Origin of the sequence: Kaistella soli (assembly GCF_019038595.1) — a bacterium.
Classification (GTDB): Bacteria; Bacteroidota; Bacteroidia; order Flavobacteriales; family Weeksellaceae; genus Kaistella; species Kaistella soli.
This window is the reverse complement of record NZ_JAHOPF010000003.1, coordinates 257221-281912: the sequence shown is the minus strand read 5'-3', so window position 1 is coordinate 281912 and position 24692 is coordinate 257221. Positions and strand designations below refer to the sequence as shown.

Here is a 24692-nt window from a genome sequence, read left to right as displayed (position 1 = left end):
TTTTCGAAATTGATAAAAGATAATCAGGGTCTGATTATCAAGGTTTCGCGGCTTTACACCAATTCGCTTGAAGATGAAGAAGATCTTTTTCAGGAAATTGTGTTACAACTCTGGCGCTCCTACGACTCATTCAAAGGACAGTCGAAAATTTCAACCTGGATGTACCGTGTGGCCCTGAATACCGCCATTACGCTTTTCAGAAAAAAAACAAAATCACCGCAAACCGATGAACTGATGGATTATCATCATAAAGATTTTGTGGAAGATGATGACGAAAAACAGCTGCAGGTTTCTCTGCTTTATAAAGTGGTAAAAATGTTACCGAATGTGGAACGAGCCATTGTGATGATGTATCTGGACGATTTGCCTTACAGAGATATCGCAGAAAACTTAGGAATTACCGAAGTGAACGCAAGGGTGAAAATGAACAGACTGAAAAAGACTTTAAAACAATTAATGGAAAAACATGCCTGAATTTGATCTAGATAATTTCAAGAAATCTTGGCAGGAGCAGGATGTTCGGCCAAAATACAACAGCACGGAGATTGAATCCATGCTGAACAAATCATCCAGAAATTATGTGAAATATATTCTGTGGATCAGTATTGCAGAATTTTTCGTGATTTTCTGCATGAATCTTTATTACAGCTTTTTGGGTGATGACACCAACAGCTTCCTGAGCATTTTGGGAAAACTTGGTGTGAAAAGCACCACAAGTCTCGAAGCTGGTTTTACCCATCTTTATTTCGGTCTCAAAGCGATAAGTCTTATACTGACGGCTTTCTTTGTCGTAAGATTTTTCCTGAATTACCGCAGAATCAATATCGAGTCCAATCTTAAAAAATTAATTTTACAGATCATCAAATTCAAGAAGACAGTGAATCTGTTTATTCTGGCCAATATTTTCCTGCTTATTCTTTTTACCATTGTACTTACCGTTTTCACCTTCTCGGTATTATCTCAACAAAACATTCACCTTAATAATCCAACCTTAATCGGGTTTTTGGTCGGTACCATACTGATGACGGCAATCAGCGTTGTGCTGATCTGGATATATTACCGTATTGTGTATGGGATTATTCTTAAAAGATTAGGAAAAAACCTCGCAGAACTTCAGAAAATTGAGGAGGAGCAACAGTAATTTATTGCCGAAAAATTTAAAATAAAAAAGGTCAGTTTTCACTGACCTTTTCTGCTATAATTCTTTTCTTAATCTTGCTACCGGAATATTGAGCTGTTCGCGGTATTTTGCAATTGTACGTCTTGCGATATTGTAGCCTTTTTCTTTCAGAAGGCCAACAAGAGCATCATCGGTTAAAGGTTTTCTTTTGTTTTCCGCGCTGATGACCTCCTGAAGATGATTCTTAATTTCTTTTGTCGAAACTTCTTCACCGTCATCATTGGTCAGTGAATCAGAGAAAAGGCTTTTCAGATATACGATTCCGTTTGGTGTATCGGCATATTTACTTTTCACGACCCTTGAAATAGTAGAAATATCAAAACCTGTAATATCGGCAACATCCTTTAAAATCATAGGTTTCAAAGATTTGTCGTCACCCGTTATAAAATAGTTTTTCTGTAATTTCACAATGGCAGAAATGGTTTGAAGCAGAGTATTCTGTCTTTGGTTAATAGCATCAATATACCATTTTGCCGCGTCCAGTTTCTGTTTGATAAAAAGCGCTGCCTGCTTATGATCCGGAGATTTTTTATCGTGAGAATAAGTCGTCAGGATGTCTTTGTACTCTTCAGAAACCCTTAATGTAGGCGCGTTTTTGCTGTTCAGCAAAGGAATAACTTCCACCTGTCCATTCTTTCCTTCTTTAATCTGAAGAACAAAATCCGGAATAATTTCCTGATTAATGGTAATCGTCTGTGTATCGAAGTTTCCGCCCACTTTAGGGGAAAGTTTGGAAATCACTTCCAAAGCATCTTTCAAATCCTCTTCTTCGATATCGTACTTCTGAATAATTTTGCTGTAATGCTTATTGGTAAGCGCATCAAACTGGTTTCTGAGAATATTTCCCGCAAGAATTACCGCTTTGTCGGCACTGATTTTTTTCTCGATCTGAAGAAGAAGACATTCCTGCAAGCCTCTGGCTCCAACGCCTGGAGGATCCAGTTTCTGCACGTAATTTTCCAGAACATCACTCACCTTCTCCTGAGTAGTGTAAATCCCCTGTGAGAAAGCCAAATCATCAACAATCTGTTTAATCTCTCTTCTCAGATATCCGTCATTATCAAGGTTTCCGATAAGATATTCGGCAATCTTCAAATCTTCACCGTCAATACTGCTCAGATTAATCTGCTCCAGAAGATAATCATACAGCGACTGTCCCTCCGTTAAAAGCGATTCGTTGTCGTACTCTTCATCATCTGCGGAATAATTGCTGGAAGTGGTTTTGTACGCCGGTTCATCATCGAAAATATATTCGTTAACATCAAAATCTGTATTGATGCTGTCGGTTCCTTCGTCCTCAAAACCTTCATCTAAAGAAGCGTAATCGTCTTCCTTTGATTCTTCCTGAACTTTTTCAAGCGCAGGGTTTTCTTCAAGTTCGCGCTCAAGTTCTTCTTCAAATTCAAGCGTATGAAGCTGTATCAACTTCATCAGCTGGATTTGTTGTGGCGCAAGTTTTTGCCCGAGTCTAAGTTGTAAATTCTGTTTCAGCATGTTGTGGAATTATTCCATTATGTGGTTATTATTTTAAAACTAGCTCTCTTGTTATTTGACGGTTAAAAGTTTTTTTAGTTTTTTTTAGTTTTTTTTAGAATTCCGCGTTGTTCGGAGTTCTCGGAAAAGGAATTACGTCTCTGATGTTGGTCATTCCGGTTACAAAAAGCACAAGTCTTTCCAAACCAAGACCAAAACCTGCATGCGGAACAGAACCGAACTTACGGGTATCAAGATACCACCAAAGCTCGTGCTCGTCAACATTCATTGCTTTCATTTTCTCTTTTAAAACAGCAAATCTTTCTTCTCTCTGAGAACCACCGATAATTTCGCCGATTCCCGGGAAAAGAACGTCCATTGCGGCTACCGTTTTCCCGTCTTCATTCAGCTTCATGTAAAATGCCTTGATTTCTTTCGGGTAATCGAAAAGTACTACCGGGCTTTCGAAATGTTTTTCCACCAGATATCTTTCGTGCTCGCTCTGTAAATCTGCGCCCCACTCTTCTATCGGAAACTGGAATTTTCCTTTCTTATTTTCTTTGGAGTTTTTCAGAATATCAATCGCTTCGGTATAAGAAACTCTCTTGAATCTTTTCTGGATAACATTCTCCAGTTTTTCAATCAGGCCTTCAGAAGCTCTGTCTTTTTCAGGTTTCTGTTTCTGTTCTTCCGCAAATCTTTTATCTAAGAATTCCAGATCATCTTTGCAGTTTTCAAGAACGTAACCGATGACGTATTTCAGGAAATCTTCTGCCAAATCGATATTATCTTCAAGATTGTTGAAGGCAACTTCCGGTTCCACCATCCAGAATTCTGCAAGGTGACGCGTAGTATTGGAGTTTTCCGCACGAAAAGTCGGCCCGAAAGTGTAAACCCTTCCTAATCCCATCATTGCAGTTTCTACGTTAAGCTGTCCGGAAACGGTAAGGTTGGTTTTCTTACTGAAAAAATCCTGTGCATAATCGATATCGCCGTTTTCATCTCTTGGGATGTTATTGATATCGAAATTGGTCACGCTGAACATTTCACCCGCTCCTTCTGCATCTGCACCCGTAATCACAGGCGTGTTCATGTAAAAGAACTGGTTTTGGTTAAAGAACTGATGGATCGCAAAACTCACCGCACTTCTCACTCTGAAAACAGAACCGAAAAGATTGGTGCGGAACCGCAAATGCGCCTGCTCGCGCAAAATTTCGAGTGAATGTTTTTTAGGCTGAAGGATGGTTTTGTCTCTTTCTTCGGTAAAATTATCTCCCAAAATCTGAATTTTCTTGGCGATAATTTCGATGCTCTGGCCTGCTCCCTGACTTTCTATTACTTCACCTACGATCTTTACTGAAGATGCGGTACTGATATTTTTCAGGATATTTTCGTCAAACTTTTCGAAATCTACTACAACCTGTAAATTATTGATTGTGGAGCCGTCATTCAAAGCGATAAAGCGGTTGGAGCGGAATGCTCTTACCCAACCCTGAATCGTAATATCGTGGTGTAATAGTTTTTTATAATCTGAAAGTAATTCGTTAATCGTCGTTCTCATTGCTGACATTCAATTTTTTATGGATCTTATGGAATGTTTGGGTTCCAAAATTCTTTTAAACAATAATTACAAATGTAATAAAATTTGGCGTAATTTTTGATGCTAGGCACTTAAATTTTAGAAAGATTTTTTCCTGTTTTTCCCAATTTTTAAGCTTTTAACGTGCTGCGACCCGACTTGAACGGAGCTCTTTTTACGGAGCGCAGAGGAGTAAAAAAGCGGGAGTGGAAGGCGGAATATGTCGCCCCAGAAAACCACTGAATTTTACTCATCTTTTTTCGAAGGAATAAGAAAAACATCCATTAATCCTTCCGGAAGCGCCATTTTTAAATATTTTTCTTCGCGGTTCAGCTCTAAAATCCAGTCTTTGATGATAGGAATAACGATCTGTTTGTCCGCCAGATTGAGAAGGAAATAATGCTGACCGGTCTGATCATTCACCGATTCGATAATTCCGCAGCTTTTGCCGTCTTCTTCCCGGATTTCGAAACCTACCACTTCATGGTAGTAAAATTTGTTTCCGGTAAGTTTCGGAAGGGTTGAAAGCGGAAGGTAAACGTCTTTTCCAAGAGACTGGTCTACGAGTGCTTCTGTAGAGTTTTTGAAGGAGATGATCAGCGTTTCGCCTTTGCTCCAGGACTGTTTTGCGACAAAAAACGGAACCAGCAATCCGTTAACTTCTACAAAAATAGAGTCCAGTTTATTATACATTTCCGGTTGATCCGTATCAAGTTTCAGGAAGACATTTCCGTGAAGACCGTGTCTGCGGGTAATTTTTCCTAAGAAATAGCAATCTTCTTTTTTCATTCTGATTTTTTTTTAGCTAGAACAAACACTGTAAAGGTGCTTTTCCATTGCAAATATAAAAGGTTTTAAAATAACAGAGACGCCAAAACTGGCGTCTCTGTTTGTATTATCTTGTAAAGTATACAGAATAAAATTAAGCTTGTGCTTCTTCAGTACCTTCTGCTTCTGCAGTTGGCTCTTCAGTAGTTTCAGCAACTTCTGCAGTTTCTTCAGCAACAGGAGCGTTAGCTGCTTCTTCAGCTGCTTTTTCTTCTGCTAATTTAGCATCTGCTTCTGCTTTAGCATCAGCTTCAATTTTAGCTGCTGCGTCTAATCTAGCCTGGTTTACTTTTACTTCTGCTTCAAGAGCTGCTTTTTTAGCATCTTTCTGAGCTTTAGTCAAAGAATCTTTTTTGTTTTCAACAGCTTTTTCTTTTTCTTCTACCCAAGCAGCAAATTTTTGATCTGCTTCTTCAGCTGAGAATGCGCCTTTAGCAACACCACCTTGTAAGTGTTTTTTGTAAAGTGCTCCTTTGTAAGAAAGAATTGCTTTTGCAGTATCGGTTGGCTGCGCACCATTGTTTAACCATTTTACTGCTGCATCTACGTCCAAATTAATAACCGCAGGGTTGGTGATTGGGTTGTAAGTACCAATTTTTTCGATGAATTTACCATCTCTTCTAGCTCTTGCATCTGCAACAACAATGTGGAAAAAAGGTTTTCCTTTTTTACCGTGTCTTTGTAATCTGATTTTTACTGACATAAATGTTTGATTTTGTGGGAACTCGTCCCGATTAATTATAAGGGTGCAAAGATAGCAAAAAATTTCAATGCAACAATTCCGATTAGATAAGATTTAGTTTTTCAAACAGATGAATTCCAGAATTTTTGTAATGCGACTGTATTTAAATAAAAACAAGAATAATTGCTAAAACCAAGCCTGCTGCTGTATAATACATGCCTCTTTTAAATGCTTTTGATTTTACATTAAACATCCAGAAACTTGATATTACAAAGAAAAACAGCGAGATTCCGAAAAAAGTATTCAGCGGTGACAGCGTGTCTTTGGACTGTGACTTGTGAAGCTGAGTCATTTTGTTCAGAACGAAAGGAAGTTCTTTCTTGGTGTATTTGGCTTCTCCGGTTGCGGAATTATAGGTTCCGTCTTTGAAGTACATAATTCCGTTTTCAGTTTTTTCAACCTCAAACCCTTTTATTTTGATTTCTTTCTGGAGCTTTTTTTCGTCGAGATTTTTGGCGAAAACTTTTTCATATTTTTTTTCCTGTTTCAGAAAACCCGTGTCCCTGTAAACCAACAGTACGCCGCTCACCGCATACACTGTCATTATTCCTGCCATGAAATACCCCAGATAACGGTGAACGATTCTCATGAAAGTTTTTGTGTTTTTAATTTTATCCATAGTTTTTAGTAGTTTTAAGACAAAAGCAGAAACCGAAGCCTCTACTTTTGCGCAAATGAAAAATTTAACGGGAATTTATAGTTTGTATGTTAATGTTAAATAATAGTTTCTTGGAGTAATTGGGTTTACAGAGTAGTTTTCGTGAACGTTGTAATTTTCCGTATCAAATAAATTCCCCACTTTCCCCTGGACAGCGAATTTACTCCACTCATATCCTGCGGACAATGCCACCGTTGTAAAATCTTTCACTTTAAAAATTCTGGAAACACCGTTTCTTGCCGCTAAACTGTTATTTCCTGTTTTCGTATCGTTCCACCCGGCTAATCGGTCGCCTACATAATATGCGCTTACGCCCAGTTTCAGACCTTTCAGATCTTCTGTAAATTTATAAAACACTGATGCATTGGCTGTAGTAGCCGGAGTGCGGACTAATTTCTGTTTTTCAACATATCCTGTGAGTGCCGGCGTATCTAAATAAACTGAATTGTTGTAAGAAATACCACCAATGATAGAAATGTTTTTTGTCGGGTTACCTGTGATATCAAGTTCTACGCCCTGACTCCTCATTTTCCCGGCGAATTCTTTAACCGCTGTATCTGAATTTGGCGTAACTCCATCTGCAGCAAACTGTGCTGTTTGGTAAAAATCATGATAAATAATCTGATAAAGGGAAAGATTAACTGCTATGGTATTGTTCCAAAAATTCTTTTTAGCCCCAACTTCATACTGATCAATTGTAGTCGGTTTTAAAGGTTCATCAAAAACTGTTCTTCCGGAATTTGCAGTGAAAGAATTGGTATAAGTGGCAAAAACAGATAAATTATCATTCGGCATATATACCAGACCAATTTTAGGAGAAAACGCCTGATCCGAAGTCGCGGAATTTTTAACAATAGATTTTTCGCCATTCTTCAGATAATCTGACTTGATAGACGGCATATTTTCCAAATACGACCACCGGAGCCCGGCAATTACTTTCAGCTCTTTTGTCAGGCCGACAAAATCCTGGATATAAGCACCAATTCTGCGCGTTGTTGCTCTTGTTTTATCTTTGTCTGCAGAAGTTGGCATTGCGACATTTCCCCAAGTTGAAGGATCATCTAAATACAGAATATTAGTCGTTGCACCAAGATTATAGGTATAAGAATCAGCCTGACCATAATCTGCATCCGTTCCCAATAATACTTTGTGATTGATCTTCCCTGTATTGAATTCACCGTTAATGTTCACCTGCGCCGAACCGTAATTCTGTTCGTTATACGTTTTATTAAACGGTCTTGACCATGATAAACGGGTAGCACTAGCGTTTGCATAACCCCACTGCACTCTTTCAGAAGAAAAATAATCTTTTGTATAATTCTGGTAAGAAGCGACAGCATTTAAAGTCCAGTTGGTACTTAATTGGTGATTGAATGTGATATTCGTAGAAGCCTGCTCAACATTTTGATATTGCCAGTCGGTTCCGAAAAAAACATTCCGGTCCACTTTATCATTCAAGGTATAGCTCAGATCTTTATTTGTAATTGTACCAATTCCGAAATCCGGAGTGAAATCATTTTTAAGATAATCAGCTTCAACAATTAACTGTGATTTTTCACCTAAATTAAATAAGAAAGAAGGATTGAAGTAATATTTCTGTGACTCCACTACATCTCGGAAACTTTCAGCGTATTCGTAAGCACCATTCACACGGTAAGCCACTTTATCTGAAAGCGGACCATAAAAATCTACAGTAGGTTTGTAAGAATTCCAGCTTCCGCCGCTTAATCCGATGCTTCCACCGTTATTGAATCTCGGCTTTTTGGTAATCATGTTAATAATTCCGCCGGCAGCTGTATTTCCATAGAGCATGGCGTTGGCACCTTTCAGAACTTCAACTCTTTCCAAACCTGATACTTCCGGGAAAACACCGCTGTTGATCCTTGTACCGTTTTTAAAAATATTGTCGTTTCCCAAACTGAAACCTCTTCCCCCAAAACTGTCCTGTGAATTACCGCGGGAAGAAGTGATATACACACCATTCACGTTCTGTAAAACATCGCTCAACTGTTTTGCCTGCTGCTGCTCAATAATTTCGTGGGTAACAATCGCAATCGGCTGCGGCGTTTCCATCATCGTGAGATTCGATTTTGTCGATAAAGGTTTTGCTACATTCGGATTACCGGTTTTATGAAGGTTAATATCTTCAATAAGCTGAATTTTTAAAGTATCGCTTACCGGTTCGTATTTCATTTGAGCATGTGCTGACATGGCAGCGATTAAAAGGCCAACTGAAAGTATCTGTTTCTTCATGAACGAGTTTTTATTTAGAATGAATTAAAATAACAGTGCAAATGTAAAAAACATGGATATTCCATCCAAATTTATTTTGAACTATTCTAAATAAAAATCAAACAATTGTTTTAAGTCCCTGATACTGAATAAATTTAAAAAAAACTGACATTTGTCAGGTTCGCTTTTTCAGAAGGAATCCAGCGGAAATAAAGAAGATTGTAACGATAAAATACGTCACACCGTTCGGTCCAGTCGCAGTTCCGAAAAGTACTGTTACCGTTCCGAGAATAGCAATAATTGCCATCAGAACCTTGAAAAATTTGTTTCCGGTAAATACATTTTTTTTGAAAAGCCTGAAGAGACCGACAAACAAAGCAGCGTTTACCAAATAAATAAATACAATCGGAATTGCCGAAAGATCAAAATTATTCGCCGTGAAATACGGATGAGAATTGGTAATATAATAGATAATCAGGTAAAAAGTGATAATTCCTAATCCTAAAAGCGCACTGTTGACAGGCATTTTCGTTTTAGGATCGATGTGATTCAGATTAAGGAATTTCTTTGACCGTTCGAGATTTGAGAACTGATAAGGAACACGAATGGTCGCTAACAGCAAACCGTTTGCAGTTCCCAAAACAGAAATAATGATGAAAAGCTGCATCACCAAAGCTCCGGAATCTGAAGCAATCTTTCTGGAAAACTCTGTAATATAAGTGTCTTTAAGCTGAATAATTTCTTCACCGCTCATTCGGAAAACAATTCCCATATAATAGGAAATATAGATAATCATAACGGAAACCGTCCCTATAATTAATGCTTTCGGAAGATTTTTACTTGAATTTTTTATCTCGCCGGAAATTTGGGTCGCAACATACCAGCCGTCAAAAGCAAAAGAAATCGGAATAAAGCTTGCCGCAATCAAAACCAAAAGCGACTGATTTTCCTGCACATTTTTTGCGGCATAAGCAAATGTGTTCGCTTCTTCCACATTTCCTTTCATCAGACTCAAAATCCCCATTGAAGCAATAAAGATAAGTGGCAGAACCTTCAGAACAGTGGTCAACTGCTGAAAAATCCCGCTGCTTCTCGGCCTGAAAATATTAAAAACAAAGAAGATCAGCAAATTCACAAAACCAATCAACCCAAAATGTAAGGCTGTAGGCTGGAAGTTTAAAAACTCTGCACAGAGATGTGCAATATAAATCCCCGAAACCGTAAAAAGAACGGCTGTAAGCAACGGATAAAAAAGACTCATATACATCCAGCCCACAAAATAACTGGCATTTTTACCGAAACGGTAATCTACATAATTGAGTATTCCGCCGTCTTTCGGAAGCAGCTCGGCGTAATTCGCCATCGAAATCGCCCCGAAAATCACACTTAAACCCACAATAATGAAACCGAAAAGTCCCGCGAAAATATTGCCCTGCGTTGCGAAAAGCACATCATCAACTTTAAAGAAAATCCCCGAGCCAATCACCTGACCGATCACCATGGAGATTGCAGTAAATAATCCGTATTTCGCTTCGAGTTTCTGTTCGTTTTCCATATGGTTTTTGTCGGTTTTTAATATTGTCTGAGATTATTCCTGCAGTTCCAGCCAGCGTAATTCCAGCTCTTCCAATTTTTCTGCGATTTTCTCTAACTCTGCCGAAAATACAGAAATCTTTTCATAATCGCTTTCATTATTAAGTTTTTCAAGAATTTCGCTTCTCTTTTTTTCCAGTAGCGGAATTTCCTTATCGATCATTTCCAGTTCGCGCTGTTCTTTAAAAGACAGTTTTCTTTTAGCCGGGGATGAAACTGCAGCCACAGCAGGAGTTGGAACAGTGTCTGCTTTAACAGCCTTCGTATTGGTTTCAACCTGATTCTTCGAACTTTGCTCCTGACTCTTCTTTTCACGGTATTCTGAGAAATTACCTACAAAATCTTTAATGATTCCGTCCCCTTCAAAAGCCAGAACGTGATCCACAATTCTGTCCATGAAATATCTGTCGTGAGAAACAATAATTAAACTTCCCTGAAACTGTAAGAGAAAATTTTCAAGCACCGTCAATGTAGGCAAATCCAGATCATTGGTCGGCTCATCAAAAATCAGGAAATTCGGGTTCTGATAAAGCACGTACATCAGATGCAGCCTTCTTTTTTCACCACCCGAAAGTTTTGATATCGGCGAATACTGAGTTTGGTCGTCAAACAGAAAAAGACGCAGAAACTGCGACGCGGAAATGGTTCTCCCATTTGCCAAAGGAAAATTCTCTCCAATTTCTTTAATGAAATCAATTACTCTTTCTTCTTCTTTATATTTTAAACCTTTCTGGGAAAAATAACCAAATTTTATTGTTTCTCCGGTTTCAATTTCACCTTTATCATAAGGTTCAAAACCTTGAATAATATTAAGTAAAGTCGACTTTCCTGCTCCGTTTTTACCGACAATTCCTACCTTTTCGCCACGCTGAAACTGATACGAAAAATCTTTAAGTAACAGTTTATCACCAAAACTTTTATTGATGTTCTTAAGTTCCAAAATTTTGTTTCCAAGACGTTTCATCTCAAAATCAAGTTCCAGATTTTCTTTTCGCGTATCTGTTTTTGCTACTTTTTCGGTTTCGTAAAAGTCTCCGATCCTTGATTTCGATTTTGTAGTTCTTGCTTTCGGCTGCCTGCGCATCCATTCAAGTTCCTTGCGGTAAAGGTTTTGGGCTTTATCAATTGTTGCATTCAGATTATCTTCTCTGATGATTTTATTTTCAAGGTAAGTGGCGTAGCTTCCGTTATGGAAATATAAGTTCTGGTCTTCCATTTCCCAGATAATGTCGCAAACCGCATCCAGAAAATAACGGTCGTGAGTCACCAAAAGCAGCGTCACCATTGCCTTTGAAAGGTAATTTTCGAGCCATTCAACCATATCAACATCGAGGTGATTGGTAGGCTCATCCATAATCAGCAAAGTATGGCGGTGTTGTGCACGTGTTTCTACAAGCAGTTTTGCGAGTGCCACTCTTTTGATCTGGCCACCGGAAAGTGTTTTCATTTTCGCCTGCAAATCTGTGATTTTCAGCTGAGTCAAGATCTGACTCATTTCGTTCTCCAAATCCCAGGCTTCATGAATTTCCATTTCATTCAAAGCTTTATCCATGTCATCCGGTTTTTCTGAAATCAATGCATGATGATAATTTTTCAGCGCCATAATCGGAGCAGAATCCAAAGTCATCATAAATTCTTCCACATTCAGTTCGCCTTCAAAATCGATTTCCTGATCGAACAAAACCACCTGAATATCTTTATTAATCACTACATTCCCGGAATCGGCAATTTCTTTACCCATTAAAATTTTAAGTAAAGTAGATTTCCCGGAACCGTTTTTCGCAACGATCGCGATTTTGTCGCCCTCATTCACATTAAAGGAAATATCTTTGAATAAAACTTTTAAACCATATGATTTGGTAAGGTTTTCGGCGGAAACGTAATTCATTATTGCTTATTGTTGGATGTTTTGTAACGGTCTCTTTTTGAGTTTGCGAAAATACTGATTTTTAAGCAGACTTCTGCGGTCACAAAAAAAGGCAGCAAAACTGCCGCCTACGTTCTTTTTAAATGAGAAACTCTTTATTTTCCAATTGCGGTTCCGGCAACGTCACACCATCGCGGACAATTAGAACCTGGAGCTACAACAGAATTCTCAACTTTAATGATCGTATTTGAGCTTTTACTGCTTTCTTCGATCTGACTGCCCCTCATTTTTAAACCACTCATCAGCAGCGACTGGTTATTTCGGGCGTCTAATCCGTTATATATTCTTACACTTGTCCAGCCGTTATTCCGCGCCTCTTCCACCAACGTTGCTAAAGTCTGAACACTAATATCGAAATAGCCGCTGCTATTGTCAGACGCTCTTCCTGCGGAATCGATATAACCCATTGCAACCCTGAAATTTCTGAATTCCTGCTTTGCGTCTGAAACTGAAATAGGCGAAGCTGCTGCCTGCATTGCCTCGGTTTGCGCATTAAAAAGTGAACAGAAAAAAACTGCTGAAAACAGTATAATTTTTCTGTAATTAAATGAAGTTTCCATGGTGATAATTTTTTTGTGGTTTAAATAAATAAAGGTACGCAATTTTTTATTTTTCGTAACTTTATCGTAAATTAAGTAAAGCGAACGTTATTTACTCTACAATTATTAATATTATAAACACCAAAAGTAAAAATATATTATTTTTATTCATTCTTGTGTGTTTCATGTCGTGCAACAAAAAAAGTGAGGTCTCAGCCGGATCAAGCCGCGCTGAAATCCTGAAACTCCTGAGGGAAGCAACGAGACAGAAAGACACCATGATGATTCCCCTAGCTGCAGATTCGCTGATCGATCTGGCACTGAGCAAAGCTCTTCAGAAAGAAGACAGCCTGATGATCACTTACTGCTATATCGCTTCACTGAAAGATAAGGACGCGGAAAAACTGAGTATTGAAGACGGCAAACTTTTTCTAAAACAGGCCTTGAATTATGCGGAAAGGCTTCATGATCCAAATATTGCCACTAAAGCAAATTATGCGATGTGTGAATTTCTGCTTCAGAAAAAAAAGCCTGACGAAGCTTCTGTCATTTTAGGAATTGCCGCCAACGCGCAGTCCAGCGATAAGAAAAACGATATTGAAAGGCTGATTATTCAAAGTAAGATCAATCAGCAGCAGGATCAGTCTTTTGAGCAGCTAAAAGCACTTTTGGATGCGCAGTACATGGCGGCCGATCTGGAAAATGATTCTCTGCAGTACATTTCTCTCCAATTGCTGTCTGATTTCTATTTCTCCGAGGGGAATTATGAAAAATCGTTGGATTACAGTCAGAAAATTAAGGAAATACTTCAGGGCAAAAAACCGCTTGATTCCGTGAAATGGTATTACACGGAAGCCAACCGACTTTCTGTATTTGTAAAAACCATGAATAATGAAGCGGTTTACAATATTGCAGAAAAGATCAATAATTTCGGGAAAAGAAAAAACATCCCGAAACTATGTTCTTTTGCGCAAAGTTCTCTGAGAAGCTACTTTATCGAAAAAAAAGATTTTAACCGCCTGAAAATCTGGTATACCAACCATCCTGACGAACTTAAAGTACTGAAAAAGAATAATCTCCCGCAGTTCTACAGAGTGAAAGCCTACATCGCGGAACAGGAAAACAAAAAAGATTCTGCCCTCCTCTATTTCGATATGGCAGGACAGAATATTGAAAAAGACAATCCGTATTTACTGTACAATTACTATTTGCGCAAAAGTGAACTGGAAGAAAGAAACCAGCTCAGCGAAAAAGCGGAAACAGATCTGGAAACCGCTTATAACTACAGCCAACAAACAAAATTGTACAAAGAGCAAATTGATCTTGCCAATAAAATAATTGCGTACCACGACTCCCACGACAATAAAGAAAAAGCTGACTATTTCCTAAGAAACCTGAACAGCTCAAACGCAAACTATATTGAAATGCTTAATAATGATAACATCAGAAAGATCGAACTCAACACCATTTTTGCCCATAAGGAGCTTGATCGCGAAAAGGAAATTGAAAAGACAAACCGAAAGCACAATATACAGTACTTCGTCATAACCCTTGGAATTCTCTTTTTTATTATGACCATTATTACTTTATCATTGTATCACATGCCGAAATGGTGGCTAAAATCCATGAGTTTTATTTCCTTTATCGTACTTTTTGAATTTATCATTCTGATTATTGACAGCAAGCTGCACGATTGGTCACACGGTGATCCGTACAAAATTCTCGGAGTAAAAGTATGTATTATTGCGGTCCTTCTGCCTTTACATCATTGGCTGGAAAAGAAATTCTTGAATCTCTTGTTGCGGGGCGAAGTGCCCAGATTTTTTCAAAAAATGAAAAAGAAAATCTTCCGAAGTAAAAACGAAATTCATCTCAATGATTAATCGAGCGTTAAGCGTTGCAAAGACCACAGGCTTCCGTTATAAACATTGAGATCAACTTTCGTATTAATCCCATATACAATACCGTTTTCTGTGAACTGCCAGATATCCCAGCTGTCGGAAGGTGTTGGCTGCGGAACATCATTGTAATTGGCCAGCCAAAGCGGGTAATCATCAAACTCACCTTTCAGAAAATCTTTGTGATAATGATAGTAGGTGTAGATTATGGGTTTTTTACCATACTTTTCCTCTACGATCCGGCACCAGATTTTCAAATCTTCTATTAGTTTTTCACTGGATTTTCGCCGCGGAATTTTCTCGATATCTAAAATCGGCGGTAAATCACCTTCCTCAAGTTTTACATTTTCAAGAAAATTGTTGGCCTGAATTACAGGATCTTCATCGGCTCTGTAAAAATGATAGGCGCCGCGGATCAGTTCATGCTTTTTTGCAAGCTGCCAGAACTCGTCAAAATTTTTGTCCGCACTGCGGTTTCCCATGGTGGCTCGCAAAATAACAAACTTAATAGGAATGGCGCGGTTTCCGATACTTAAACTGTCCCATTCAATATCTTCTTTCCTTTGATAATGCGACACATCGATCCCAAATGTTTTATCGACATAATCACCGATAATCCGATTAATTCTCTGCTCTTCAAATTCAGTATTCGACAGTTTCTTATGCTCGAATTTATTGAAGTACATCGCGTAGTAGAAAGCAACTTTCTGCTTTAAGTAAAAACCTGTGCCGAGTAAAGCCAGCGCCAAAATCACAAGCAGAATTTCGCGGCGCAGAAGAAAATGTCTCCTGCGTTTCTGATGAATTTTCCGGGTGGTTTTCCTCTTTACGGATTTCTTTGCCATGGGTCGCAAAAATAGTTTTTAGAAATTAAAAAACCACGAAAAATCCGTGGTTTTAATAAACAGTTTTATGAATTTATTTTTACGCTCCGTAAGGAATCCAGATGTTTTTGATTTCTGTGGCGTGTCTTAAAAATTCCTGACCTTCGCCTTGAGCAACATCCAGCCAGTTGCGGTATTTTCCAAAATTCACCCAAGATCTTTTCATAGATTCCGTTGAAAGCATTTCGATTTCACGGCTTCCTTCTTTGGATCCGAAATACCAGATTCCGTCTACATTATAATGTTTAGCAAGTTCTTTTGCCAATTGTTCCTTCGGACCGGTAACAATATTTACGGTTCCGCCTGGGACATCAGATGTTTCTAAAATCTGATAAAAATCGGTTGCGGAGAAAGGATGCTTTTCGGAAGGGATCACTACCACTTTATTTCCCATTGCAATGGCCGGAATTACCGCTGAAATAAAGCCAAGCAAAGGATTTTCGTCCGGACATATTACTGCCATTACACCGATAGCTTCTGGCATCGCCAAAGTTACCATTCTCTGAACGGTAGAATGCGCTGCACCGTCGTATTTATCAGCATAAGCTGCGTAAGTATAAATTCTTTCAATAGATTTCTCCACCTCATCTTTCGCAGACTCCAGACTTTGGTTGGTCATTTCTACAATTCTTTCTGCAAATTCCTCAGCACGGACTGCCAAATTCTCTGCAATATAATAAAGTACCTGTGCTCTTGCATGACCGGTCATTCCGGCCCAGGATTTTTCTGCATGAGCAGCTTCCACGGCGTTTCTGATATCTTTTCTTCCGCCTTCGGAAACCTCGCCGATATACTCGCCGTAAGCATTTTTAATTTCCGTACTGTAACCGCCGTCAGGACGCGCCTGTTTTCCGCCGATGTACATTTTGGTGGTTCTGTCGATTTCCGCTAAAGTGTTTGACGCTTTTTTAACATCATTTGATGGTTCTGATTTTGGAACATTGGGCTGAGAAGTAAACTGATCTTCAATCCTTGGCTTCATATATTCATACAAACCTTCTTTCCCTCCTTCTCTTCCAAAACCTGACTCTCTGTAACCACCAAATCCGGCAGCTGCATCAAACTGATTGGTACAGTTGATCCACACACTTCCTGCTTTTACTTTCGGTGCGATATCTAACGCAAGATTGATATTCTCTGTCCAGATACTTGCCGCCAAACCATAACGTGAATTATTCGCCAAAGCTACTGCTTCATTGTGCGAACGGAAACTCATCGCCACCAAAACCGGCCCGAAAATTTCTTCCTGTGCAATCACAGAACTTGTTGATACGTCGGTAAACAAAGTTGGAGGATAAAACCAACCTTCTTTTGGAACGGCGTTCTTGGACTGATAAACTGAACAGCCTTCTTTAACGCCCAGTTTCACCATATCATCAATCGTTTTGAACTGCTGCTTTGAAACAATAGCTCCCATATCTACAGTTTTATCCATAGGATCACCGATGCGGAGGGTTTCCATTCTTGCTCTCAGTTTTCCGTAGAATTTTTCTGAAATACTTTCCTGAACCAAAAGACGGGAACCCGCACAGCAGACCTGACCCTGATTAAACCAGATTGCATCAACAATACCTTCCACGGCAGAGTCCAAGTCTGCATCCTCGAATACGATAAACGGGGATTTCCCTCCCAGTTCCAGGGATATTTTTTTGCCTGAACCGGCAATCTGTTTTCTTAAAATTTTTCCGACATCCGTAGAACCTGTGAATGCAACTTTATGAACGTCGCTGTGGCCCACTAAAGCGGAACCTGTAACGGATCCTTTTCCTGTCACAATATTCACAACACCTTTTGGAAGTCCTACCTTTTCGCAGATTTCAGCAAAAAGAAGCGCGGTCAAAGAAGTTAATTCCGCCGGTTTTAAAACAACGGTATTCCCCATTGCCAAAGCGGGAGCAATTTTCCAGGAAAGCATCATTAAAGGAAAATTCCAGGGGACGATCTGAGCGATAACGCCTACTTCTTTATAATCCCGGAATTCGGTATCCATGACTTTTGCCCAGCCTGCGTGATGATAAAAGTGTCTCGCCACAATCGGAATATCGATATCTCTGGTTTCACGGATGGGTTTTCCGTTATCTAGCGTTTCTAAAACAGCAAAAAGCCTGGAATTCTTCTGAATCTGTCTGGCGATGGCATAAAGATATTTCGCTCTTTCGAAACCACCGATTGCAACCCATTCCGGGAGTGCTTTGTTGGCGGCCTGTACTGCCATGTCAACATCTGTTGCGTCGGCTTCTGCAATTTTTGCTAAAAATTCTTTATTGGAAGGGTTATGCGTTTCGGCATATTTATTTGAATTCGGTTTTACCCAGGTTCCGTCTATAAAAAGATCGAAACTTCTCTGGTGAGCTTCTAAAAACTCTATTGCTGGTTTTGCTGTTTCTGGAGCGGGACCGTAAACCATGGTGTTGTATATTTCTTTAATTTCCATCAGATTTATTCTTGATCAATGATGATTATATTTTGTTTCAGTAACTGGATTATCTTTTTTCGCGACTGCCGCGCCCCGACCTGAGTGGAGCTCTTTTTGTGCGCAGCGCAGCGGAGCACAAAAAAGCGGGAACGGAGGGCGGATAAAGGCGCCCAAATCATTTACGCCATCGGATGACGGTAACCTGCGCTGTAACTTCCTGTTACGTAATGCTCCAACTGACGCTCGATGTCGCCCAAAAGGGAGCTTGCACCGAAACGGAATAATGTTGGTGTAAGCCATTCGTTTCCTAATTCTTCTTTGATTAAAATTAAATAATCGAGTGCCTGTTTTGCTTTCTGGATGCCACCTGCAGGTTTGTAGCCTACCTTTACGCCGGTTAATTCATAATATTCTCTGATGCAGCGGATCATTACAAGACTTACGGCTAATGTTGCATTCACAGATTCTTTCCCCGTGGAGGTTTTAATGAAATCTGAACCTGCCATCATTGCCACCCAGGATGCTTTTGCCACCTTGGTGTAGGTCGGAATTTCGCCGGTTGCGAGGATGGTTTTCATGTGTGCATCGCCGCAAGCCTGGCGGCACAGTTTTATTTCGTCGTATAACTCTTTCCACTTGGATTCTAAAACCAAATCGCGGGAAATCACGATATCGATTTCAGTTGCGCCTGCGGCCACAGATTTTTTGATTTCCGCAATTTTTTCCTCTAAAGAATTTTTTCCTGCAGGAAATCCTGTAGAAACCGCAGCAATTGGAATCTGCGAATCCTTCAGTGCTTCTTTAGCGAAAGGTATCAGATTGTGATAAACGCAAACCGCACCAGTTGTGAGATTGGCATCTTCCATCCCCAATTTCTGTAAAATATCGTAACGTACAGGATTTTTTGCTTTTTCGCAAAGCCGGATCACATTTCCACGGGTATCATCTCCGGCAAGCGTCGTAAGATCGATCATGGAAATCGCTTTTAACAGCCAGGCTGCCTGATATTCTTTTTTTACGCTCCGTCTTCCGGTAAGGGTGTTTACACGGCGTTCGACGGCGCTTCGGTTTACATTGATTACGTCGAAAAACTTAGTATTGAAAGGCAAACCTTCGTTTCTTTCTTCACTGTGATTTTCAGCGGATTTTGTATGATTTTTTTCCAGTACTTTAGTCATAAGTCAGAAAATTTTGATAATAAATTAAGGATTGTAAAATTAACCAATTATCACCAAACGGGAGTAAGAGTTTCTTAAAATTGTTGATTTGGAACGATAAAAAAAATACACTTCGGATGAAGTGTATTTTATAATCATGGTAATAATGTACTTAAACTTTAAGCTGACGGTTGATACTTTGTTCCAGAGAGATGAAAGTTTCAGTTCTTGTTACACCTTTCAGCTTCTGGAGTTTGTTAAGAATCTCCATTAAATGATCGTTATCTCTACAAAGTACTTTAAGGAAAATGGTATAGTTTCCGGTAGTATAATGAGCTTCCACCACTTCATTCACTTCTTTCAGCGCTTTCACCGCATCGTGATAATGACTTGGCTGCTCCAGAAACACGCCAATATAGGACACTACTTTGTAACCTATTTTTCTTGGATTAAGAAAAGAAATAGAGTTTTCAATTACTCCTGCCTGCTCCAGTTTTTTAATTCTCTGGTGAACGGCGGTCGTAGAAATTCCCACGTTTTTGGAAATATGCGCCAAAGAAGTTTTAGCATTGTCCATCAACATATAAATAATTTCTTTATCTACGGAATCCAAGTGATAGCCTGACTGTACTGCGCTTTTCATATTTATTTTCTTATTTATATATTAGTTATTAATTCTGTTATTACGGGAAAATGATCGCTGTAACCCCCTAAATATCTTGTTCCTGCATAAGTTCTGAATGGCCTGCCGGCAAATTTTTTGCCCCAGTTGCTTAATTTTTCATGATTGAAAACCTTTGCTGTTTTAAACCTCAATGGTGAAACCGGGTTAAAAAAATGATCCGACAGTATAATTTGGTCAAAAAGCAAGCCATCTTTATAATGAAATGTTGAAAATTTTCCGGTTCGGAACAAATCTAAATATGGATTCACCAAAATTTCTTTAGAATTATTATCAAATCTCAAATTTACAATATTTTCGTCATCCGGGTTTTCGTTAAAATCTCCACAGATGATTACGGCTTCCCTATTATTTGAAATGATATCGGTAACCTTCTCCCGGATATCTTTCATGATATAATCGCGCTTGGGTTTGTTCACATCCTTTTCCCTTTTAGAAGGCAGATGGAGGACAAAAATATTAATAATTTCACCCAAATATTTTACCCTACACGATAAAATATCTCTTGTAGTATCGTAGTTAGCAGGATTATCATCATCAATTTCGAAAAAATAAGTAATAGGTTCGGAAGAAATCAGTTCAATTTTATTTTTATCATAAAGCAATGCAACATCTACTCCTCTTTCGTCCATGGAATCATAGTGTACTACTCCATAATTTGAATTAAAAGGCTCCATCGCAACCAATTCGTCCAAAGGCTTCTGCCCCTGAATTTCCGAAAAACCGATCAGCATCGGCAATGTACCTTCAGCTTCTTTAATCAGCTGAAAAACATGGGCAATTTTGAACAGTTTGTTTCTGTATCTTCTTTCGTCCCAGTTTCTTAAACCTGATAAGGTAGGATCTAATTTATGAACCTGCGGAGGATCGGGAGAAAACAAATTCTCGACGTTATAAAAAACGACTAACTCTTTAGATTCATTTACCATCAGCAAATTTCTGTTTCAATTTTTTCGAATTGTAAATTTAGAAAAAATAATTAATTATGTTTAATATTATTCCAACAGATCGGGCCTCTTTTCACGTGTAATCCTCACCGCCTCATCATGACGCCACTCCTCAATTTTTCCAAAATTACCGCTCAGCAGAACGTCCGGGACTTTCAAACCTTTATATTCTGCCGGTCTTGTATAAATGGGAGGTGAAAGAAGATTATCCTGAAAACTGTCTGTCAGCGCACTCTGCTCATCATTCAGAACACCCGGAAGAAGTCTTATCACTGAATCTGCCAACACGCAGGCTGCAAGTTCGCCGCCGGTTAACACGTAATCACCAATGGATATTTCTTTAGTGATATGAAGTTCGCGGACTCTCTGATCGATTCCTTTATAATGGCCGCATAAAAAAATAAGGTTATTCTTTATCGATAAAGTATTGGCAGTTCTCTGATTCAAAGTTTCCCCATCCGGCGTCAGGTAAATTACCTCATCATAATTTCTCTGCGCTTTCAGTTCTGAAATACATCGGTCCAATGGCTCTACCATCATCACCATTCCGGCACCTCCGCCGTAAGGCTCATCGTCGATCTGCCGGTATTTACCAAAGCCAAAAGGACGCAAATGATGAAAATGAACTTCTGCCAGACCTTTGTCCACCGCTCTTTTTAAAATAGAAGTTTGAAACGGACTTTCCATCAGTTCCGGTAACACACTTATAATATCAATTCTCATTGTTCTGTATTGTTCTTTTTGTTTGGGATAATAATAAGTCGGAGGGAAGAATCTTTATTGATATAGCTCCACATCCAGTTAAAGAAAACCGCAAGTTTGTTTCTGACAGAAAGAATGAGCATCAGATGTAAAAACATCCAGAAATACCATGCGAAAAATCCCTGAAATTTAAAATCCGGCAAATCAACAACAGCCCGGTGTTTACCGATCGTTGCCATGCTTCCCTGATCCTTATATTCATATTCAGCCCAGTCGCTTTCCGATTTTTTCAGAAAGTTTCTTCCTACATTTTTTCCCTGATTGATCGCAACATTGGCGACCTGAGGATGAGCCTGCGGATATTTCGGCGTTTCCATATAAGCTATGTCACCAATCGCAAAAATATTTTCATAACCCTGAATACGGTTATAACGGTCGGTTTTATAACGGTTTCTTACCATAATCTCCGGATTTAAACCTTCAATGATATTTCCCGTAACTCCCGCCGCCCAGATTACGTTATTGGAGGCAATGCTTTTTCCGCTTTTCATATACACTTTGTCCCCGTCGTAATCGGTTACAAACTCGTCGCTCATAAAATCGACTCCTAAATCTTTCAGGTATTTTTGGGACATTTTCTGTGATTCCTCACTCATTACACTCAAAGGAGTTTCTGTCGAACTTATCAAAATAATATTCAGGTTATCAAAGTTCATGTGCGGATAATCTCTCGGGAGTATTTCTCTTTTCATTTCAGCAAAAGCACCTGCCAGCTCTACTCCTGTCGGTCCGCTTCCGACGATAACAATATTCCAGTTCCCGTCGTCACTCCGTTTTTTTTCAATAATTAATTTCTCAAAAGTCAAAAGGATATGATTACGGATCGCAATGGCTTCCTGGGTATTTTTCATCCCGAAAGTAAGGCTTTCCATTTTTGCATTGCCGAAAAAATTGGTCTTGCAGCCGGTAGCAATCACCAGTTTATCATAAGTGAATTCGGCTTCAGAAGTAATAATTTTATTTTGCTCCGGGAGAATTTTCTGCACCTCGATCATTCTGTACTGAATGTTGCGGGAACGCTGAAAGATTTTACGGAAAGGGAAAGAAATGTTGCTGGGCTCAATACGTCCACAGGCAACCTGATAAAAAAGCGGCTGAAACATGTGATGGTTTACCTTATCGATAACGATCACTTTTTTCCTTTTATTATTAAGTGTTTTCGCCAACTGAAGCCCGGCAAAACCACCTCCGATAATTATAATTTTCTCTCTGGTTTCCATTATACAAAATTACAGATTTTTTTACAGTTTCATTAGAGAGTACTAAACACAGGACGGACTCAAAAAAAAATCCTTGAGCAATCAAGGATTAAATTTTTATTGTTTTACGATCTGCGTAACCTTTTGTGTATTGTCGCTCAGCGTATATCTCATCAGATATTTTCCGGGCCTTAATTTATCAAGCCTTATTTCACCTGAGTTCATATTCACCGCATATTCCGCAACCTGCATTCCTAAAATGGAATAAAAAGTAACTGATTTTATCTTGAGGCTGTTATCTTTAGATTTAATAATGATAAAATCTCGGGCAGGATTTGGGTATGCAACCATCACAGCATCCTCAGACTTTTGAGAAGCTGCAACCGGCTCTCTTGAAACTGTTTGCGCGGAAACTTTTTCCGAAAAAACTGTTAAACTGCCGATAAAAATTACAGAAAATAATAATTTTTTCACCTTATAAAACTTTATATTTAGAAATATCCTTACAAATGTAAGAAAATGAAATTTATTTACCATAGTTTTTTAATAAAACTATAATTAAATTTGCAGTACTTAACTCAAATACCATTCCAAAAATGATAATTTATTCCAGAAACCGTCGATTAAGAACCAACGCTTCGATCAGAGCCTTAGTTCAGGAAACCCTGTTAACAACCAATGATCTGGTAATGCCGATTTTTGTAATGGAAGGCGAAAACAAGCAGGAGCCCATCCCTTCGATGCCCGGAATCTTTCGCCGTACTTTGGATTTAACCGTAAAAGAATGCCAGGAATTATATTCACTCGATGTAAAAGCCGTGAATCTGTATATGAAAGTTTCCGAAGACCTGAAAGATAATAAAGGAACAGAATCATGGAACAGAAACGGACTGATGCAGAACACCATCAAAGCAATTAAAGATGCCGTTCCGGGAATGGTGGTGATGCCCGATGTAGCCCTGGATCCCTATTCAATCTACGGCCACGACGGTATTATTACGAACGGAAAAGTTGATAATGACGCAACAAATGAAGCTTTGGTAAAAATGTCAGTTTCTCATGCGGAAGCCGGTGCGGACATTTTGGCACCCAGCGATATGATGGACGGCCGTGTTGCTGCCATAAGAACCGGTTTGGAAGAAAGCGGATTTACGGATGTAGGAATTTTAAGTTACGCTGCCAAATACGCAAGCTCATTCTATGGTCCTTTCAGAAGTGCATTGGATTCTGCGCCGAAGGAAAATGAGGACATCCCGAAAGACAAAAAAACCTATCAGATGGATTTCCATAATTCCCGTGAAGCAATGGATGAAGTACTAAAAGATGTTGCAGAAGGTGCCGATATCATTATGATTAAACCGGGAATGCCTTATCTGGATATTGTAGCCAAAGTTCGCGAAGCTATCGATTTACCGATTGCAGTATACAATGTGAGCGGAGAATATGCAATGCTGAAAGCAGCTGCACAAAACGGCTGGCTGGATAATGACAAAGCAATTATCGAAAGCTTATCCTGCATCAAAAGAGCCGGTGCGGATATGATTTTTACCTACGCGGCAAAAGAAGCAGCAATATTATTGAATCAATAAAGATTTATTAAACCCGTCAAGAAACAAAAAAACTTTCAAAAATTTTGAAAGTTTTTTTTTATTATGAATGATTAACCGTTAAAACCATGCTTTTTTATTCTGAACATAAGTTCTGTCGAACTGCTCATCGCTCATTGTAAGATAAATAATTCCTTCAATTAAAGGAAGAACCGTTGCAACTCCGCAGGTTACAATATTCAAAACAATCTGAATGATTGCTTCTTTTGTGTAACCTAGAAAAAATTTGTTTGCACCAAAAGTTCCCAGCAGAATTCCTAAAAGCCCTGCTGCAAGCTTTTTTTCTGAGTGATAATTTTTGTTGCTGAAATTCTGATTTTGCTGTGATTCCGGATTGTTGTAACCGTACGTTTCCATTTTTTAGTTTGTTTTGATTAATTGTTTGGAAA

The 24692-nt window shown here is 39.0% G+C and carries 22 protein-coding genes; 4 read left to right on the top strand and 18 right to left on the bottom strand.

Features of this window, described 5'->3' with window-relative positions; translation table 11 throughout:
- The first annotated feature begins 9 nt into the window (after positions 1-9).
- Together KSK37_RS06990 and KSK37_RS06985 are read left to right on the top strand one after the other, a co-directional pair.
- Positions 10-474 (top strand): RNA polymerase sigma factor, encoded by a 465-nt coding sequence (locus tag KSK37_RS06990; RefSeq protein WP_246566294.1) that lies wholly within the window; start codon positions 10-12, stop codon positions 472-474.
- The gene (locus KSK37_RS06985) at positions 467-1141 is read left to right on the top strand and encodes a beta-carotene 15,15'-monooxygenase (protein WP_088359694.1); all 675 of its coding nucleotides are present in this window, start codon (positions 467-469) and stop codon (positions 1139-1141) included. The genes KSK37_RS06990 and KSK37_RS06985 overlap by 8 nt, the downstream gene beginning before the upstream one ends.
- A gap of 54 nt (positions 1142-1195) precedes the next feature.
- On the opposite strand, the gene rpoN is transcribed toward KSK37_RS06985, so the two are convergent.
- From rpoN to KSK37_RS06940, 9 genes are all read right to left on the bottom strand, one after another.
- Entirely contained in the window at positions 1196-2674 is a 1479-nt protein-coding gene (rpoN, locus tag KSK37_RS06980) for an RNA polymerase factor sigma-54 (protein WP_088359693.1), read from the bottom strand.
- Positions 2675-2768: 94 nt separating this feature from the next.
- Positions 2769-4214, bottom strand: coding sequence for an asparagine--tRNA ligase (asnS, locus tag KSK37_RS06975; RefSeq protein ID WP_217200401.1), 1446 nt, complete (start codon positions 4212-4214; stop codon positions 2769-2771).
- 264 nt (positions 4215-4478) lie between these two features.
- The gene (gene rimM / locus KSK37_RS06970) at positions 4479-5021 is read right to left on the bottom strand and encodes a ribosome maturation factor RimM (RefSeq protein WP_088359692.1); all 543 of its coding nucleotides are present in this window, start codon (positions 5019-5021) and stop codon (positions 4479-4481) included.
- A 133-nt stretch (positions 5022-5154) separates the two neighbouring features.
- Positions 5155-5763: a 30S ribosomal protein S16 gene (locus tag KSK37_RS06965; RefSeq protein ID WP_088359691.1), complete on the bottom strand. Its 609-nt coding sequence runs from the start codon at positions 5761-5763 to the stop codon at positions 5155-5157.
- Positions 5764-5905: 142 nt separating this feature from the next.
- Positions 5906-6421 carry a hypothetical protein gene (locus KSK37_RS06960; RefSeq protein ID WP_217200399.1) on the bottom strand — a complete coding sequence of 172 codons (516 nt, stop codon included), beginning with the start codon at positions 6419-6421 and terminating at the stop codon, positions 5906-5908.
- A gap of 75 nt (positions 6422-6496) precedes the next feature.
- Positions 6497-8713 carry a TonB-dependent siderophore receptor gene (locus KSK37_RS06955; RefSeq protein ID WP_217200397.1) on the bottom strand — a complete coding sequence of 739 codons (2217 nt, stop codon included), beginning with the start codon at positions 8711-8713 and terminating at the stop codon, positions 6497-6499.
- Between the two features lie 154 nt (positions 8714-8867).
- The gene (locus tag KSK37_RS06950) at positions 8868-10247 is read right to left on the bottom strand and encodes an APC family permease (RefSeq protein WP_217200395.1); all 1380 of its coding nucleotides are present in this window, start codon (positions 10245-10247) and stop codon (positions 8868-8870) included.
- A 33-nt stretch (positions 10248-10280) separates the two neighbouring features.
- On the bottom strand, positions 10281-12173 hold the full coding sequence (locus KSK37_RS06945) for an ABC-F family ATP-binding cassette domain-containing protein (RefSeq protein ID WP_217200393.1): 1893 nt from the start codon (positions 12171-12173) through the stop codon (positions 10281-10283).
- A gap of 134 nt (positions 12174-12307) precedes the next feature.
- The gene (locus KSK37_RS06940) at positions 12308-12772 is read right to left on the bottom strand and encodes a hypothetical protein (RefSeq protein ID WP_217200391.1); all 465 of its coding nucleotides are present in this window, start codon (positions 12770-12772) and stop codon (positions 12308-12310) included.
- A 164-nt stretch (positions 12773-12936) separates the two neighbouring features.
- Here KSK37_RS06940 and KSK37_RS06935 point away from each other — a divergent pair, with 164 nt between their 5' ends.
- A complete protein-coding gene (locus KSK37_RS06935; protein WP_217200389.1) occupies positions 12937-14634 on the top strand; it encodes a hypothetical protein in 1698 nt (565 codons plus the stop codon).
- Here KSK37_RS06935 and KSK37_RS06930 read toward each other — a convergent pair.
- From KSK37_RS06930 to KSK37_RS06895, 8 genes are all read right to left on the bottom strand, one after another.
- Entirely contained in the window at positions 14631-15494 is an 864-nt protein-coding gene (locus KSK37_RS06930; protein WP_217200387.1) for a glycoside hydrolase family 25 protein, read from the bottom strand. The genes KSK37_RS06935 and KSK37_RS06930 overlap by 4 nt on opposite strands.
- Before the next feature lie 79 nt (positions 15495-15573).
- Positions 15574-17967 (bottom strand): aldehyde dehydrogenase family protein, encoded by a 2394-nt coding sequence (locus tag KSK37_RS06925; protein ID WP_217200385.1) that lies wholly within the window; start codon positions 17965-17967, stop codon positions 15574-15576.
- A 161-nt stretch (positions 17968-18128) separates the two neighbouring features.
- Positions 18129-19127 carry a deoxyribose-phosphate aldolase gene (gene deoC, locus KSK37_RS06920; protein WP_088359682.1) on the bottom strand — a complete coding sequence of 333 codons (999 nt, stop codon included), beginning with the start codon at positions 19125-19127 and terminating at the stop codon, positions 18129-18131.
- A gap of 151 nt (positions 19128-19278) precedes the next feature.
- Positions 19279-19749: an Lrp/AsnC ligand binding domain-containing protein gene (locus KSK37_RS06915; protein WP_088359681.1), complete on the bottom strand. Its 471-nt coding sequence runs from the start codon at positions 19747-19749 to the stop codon at positions 19279-19281.
- Positions 19750-19763: 14 nt separating this feature from the next.
- The gene (locus tag KSK37_RS06910; RefSeq protein ID WP_217200383.1) at positions 19764-20717 is read right to left on the bottom strand and encodes an endonuclease/exonuclease/phosphatase family protein; all 954 of its coding nucleotides are present in this window, start codon (positions 20715-20717) and stop codon (positions 19764-19766) included.
- Positions 20718-20783: 66 nt separating this feature from the next.
- The gene (gene trmD / locus KSK37_RS06905; RefSeq protein WP_088359679.1) at positions 20784-21458 is read right to left on the bottom strand and encodes a tRNA (guanosine(37)-N1)-methyltransferase TrmD; all 675 of its coding nucleotides are present in this window, start codon (positions 21456-21458) and stop codon (positions 20784-20786) included.
- Positions 21455-22717 carry an NAD(P)/FAD-dependent oxidoreductase gene (locus KSK37_RS06900; protein WP_217200381.1) on the bottom strand — a complete coding sequence of 421 codons (1263 nt, stop codon included), beginning with the start codon at positions 22715-22717 and terminating at the stop codon, positions 21455-21457. Before KSK37_RS06900 ends, trmD begins: the two co-directional genes overlap by 4 nt.
- A 96-nt stretch (positions 22718-22813) precedes the next feature.
- Positions 22814-23170: a T9SS type A sorting domain-containing protein gene (locus KSK37_RS06895; protein WP_217200379.1), complete on the bottom strand. Its 357-nt coding sequence runs from the start codon at positions 23168-23170 to the stop codon at positions 22814-22816.
- Between the two features lie 122 nt (positions 23171-23292).
- Here KSK37_RS06895 and hemB point away from each other — a divergent pair, with 122 nt between their 5' ends.
- Positions 23293-24285 (top strand): porphobilinogen synthase, encoded by a 993-nt coding sequence (gene hemB / locus KSK37_RS06890; RefSeq protein WP_217200377.1) that lies wholly within the window; start codon positions 23293-23295, stop codon positions 24283-24285.
- Between the two features lie 78 nt (positions 24286-24363).
- On the opposite strand, the gene KSK37_RS06885 is transcribed toward hemB, so the two are convergent.
- A complete protein-coding gene (locus tag KSK37_RS06885) occupies positions 24364-24660 on the bottom strand; it encodes a TM2 domain-containing protein (RefSeq protein ID WP_088359675.1) in 297 nt (98 codons plus the stop codon).
- Positions 24661-24692 lie beyond the last annotated feature (32 nt).

Excerpts from the sequence above, each read along its gene's own strand:
- KSK37_RS06985 (WP_088359694.1), top strand. The coding sequence starts at position 467 with ATGCCTGAATTTGATCTAGATAATTTCAAGAAATCTTGGCAGGAGCAG.
- rpoN (WP_088359693.1), bottom strand. The coding sequence starts at position 2,674 with ATGCTGAAACAGAATTTACAACTTAGACTCGGGCAAAAACTTGCGCCA.
- asnS (WP_217200401.1), bottom strand. The coding sequence starts at position 4,214 with ATGAGAACGACGATTAACGAATTACTTTCAGATTATAAAAAACTATTA.
- rimM (WP_088359692.1), bottom strand. The coding sequence starts at position 5,021 with ATGAAAAAAGAAGATTGCTATTTCTTAGGAAAAATTACCCGCAGACAC.
- KSK37_RS06965 (WP_088359691.1), bottom strand. The coding sequence starts at position 5,763 with ATGTCAGTAAAAATCAGATTACAAAGACACGGTAAAAAAGGAAAACCT.
- KSK37_RS06960 (WP_217200399.1), bottom strand. The coding sequence starts at position 6,421 with ATGGATAAAATTAAAAACACAAAAACTTTCATGAGAATCGTTCACCGT.
- KSK37_RS06955 (WP_217200397.1), bottom strand. The coding sequence starts at position 8,713 with ATGAAGAAACAGATACTTTCAGTTGGCCTTTTAATCGCTGCCATGTCA.
- KSK37_RS06950 (WP_217200395.1), bottom strand. The coding sequence starts at position 10,247 with ATGGAAAACGAACAGAAACTCGAAGCGAAATACGGATTATTTACTGCA.
- KSK37_RS06945 (WP_217200393.1), bottom strand. The coding sequence starts at position 12,173 with ATGAATTACGTTTCCGCCGAAAACCTTACCAAATCATATGGTTTAAAA.
- KSK37_RS06940 (WP_217200391.1), bottom strand. The coding sequence starts at position 12,772 with ATGGAAACTTCATTTAATTACAGAAAAATTATACTGTTTTCAGCAGTT.
- KSK37_RS06935 (WP_217200389.1), top strand. The coding sequence starts at position 12,937 with ATGTCGTGCAACAAAAAAAGTGAGGTCTCAGCCGGATCAAGCCGCGCT.
- KSK37_RS06930 (WP_217200387.1), bottom strand. The coding sequence starts at position 15,494 with ATGGCAAAGAAATCCGTAAAGAGGAAAACCACCCGGAAAATTCATCAG.
- KSK37_RS06925 (WP_217200385.1), bottom strand. The coding sequence starts at position 17,967 with ATGGAAATTAAAGAAATATACAACACCATGGTTTACGGTCCCGCTCCA.
- deoC (WP_088359682.1), bottom strand. The coding sequence starts at position 19,127 with ATGACTAAAGTACTGGAAAAAAATCATACAAAATCCGCTGAAAATCAC.
- KSK37_RS06915 (WP_088359681.1), bottom strand. The coding sequence starts at position 19,749 with ATGAAAAGCGCAGTACAGTCAGGCTATCACTTGGATTCCGTAGATAAA.
- KSK37_RS06910 (WP_217200383.1), bottom strand. The coding sequence starts at position 20,717 with ATGGTAAATGAATCTAAAGAGTTAGTCGTTTTTTATAACGTCGAGAAT.
- trmD (WP_088359679.1), bottom strand. The coding sequence starts at position 21,458 with ATGAGAATTGATATTATAAGTGTGTTACCGGAACTGATGGAAAGTCCG.
- KSK37_RS06900 (WP_217200381.1), bottom strand. The coding sequence starts at position 22,717 with ATGGAAACCAGAGAGAAAATTATAATTATCGGAGGTGGTTTTGCCGGG.
- hemB (WP_217200377.1), top strand. The coding sequence starts at position 23,293 with ATGATAATTTATTCCAGAAACCGTCGATTAAGAACCAACGCTTCGATC.
- KSK37_RS06885 (WP_088359675.1), bottom strand. The coding sequence starts at position 24,660 with ATGGAAACGTACGGTTACAACAATCCGGAATCACAGCAAAATCAGAAT.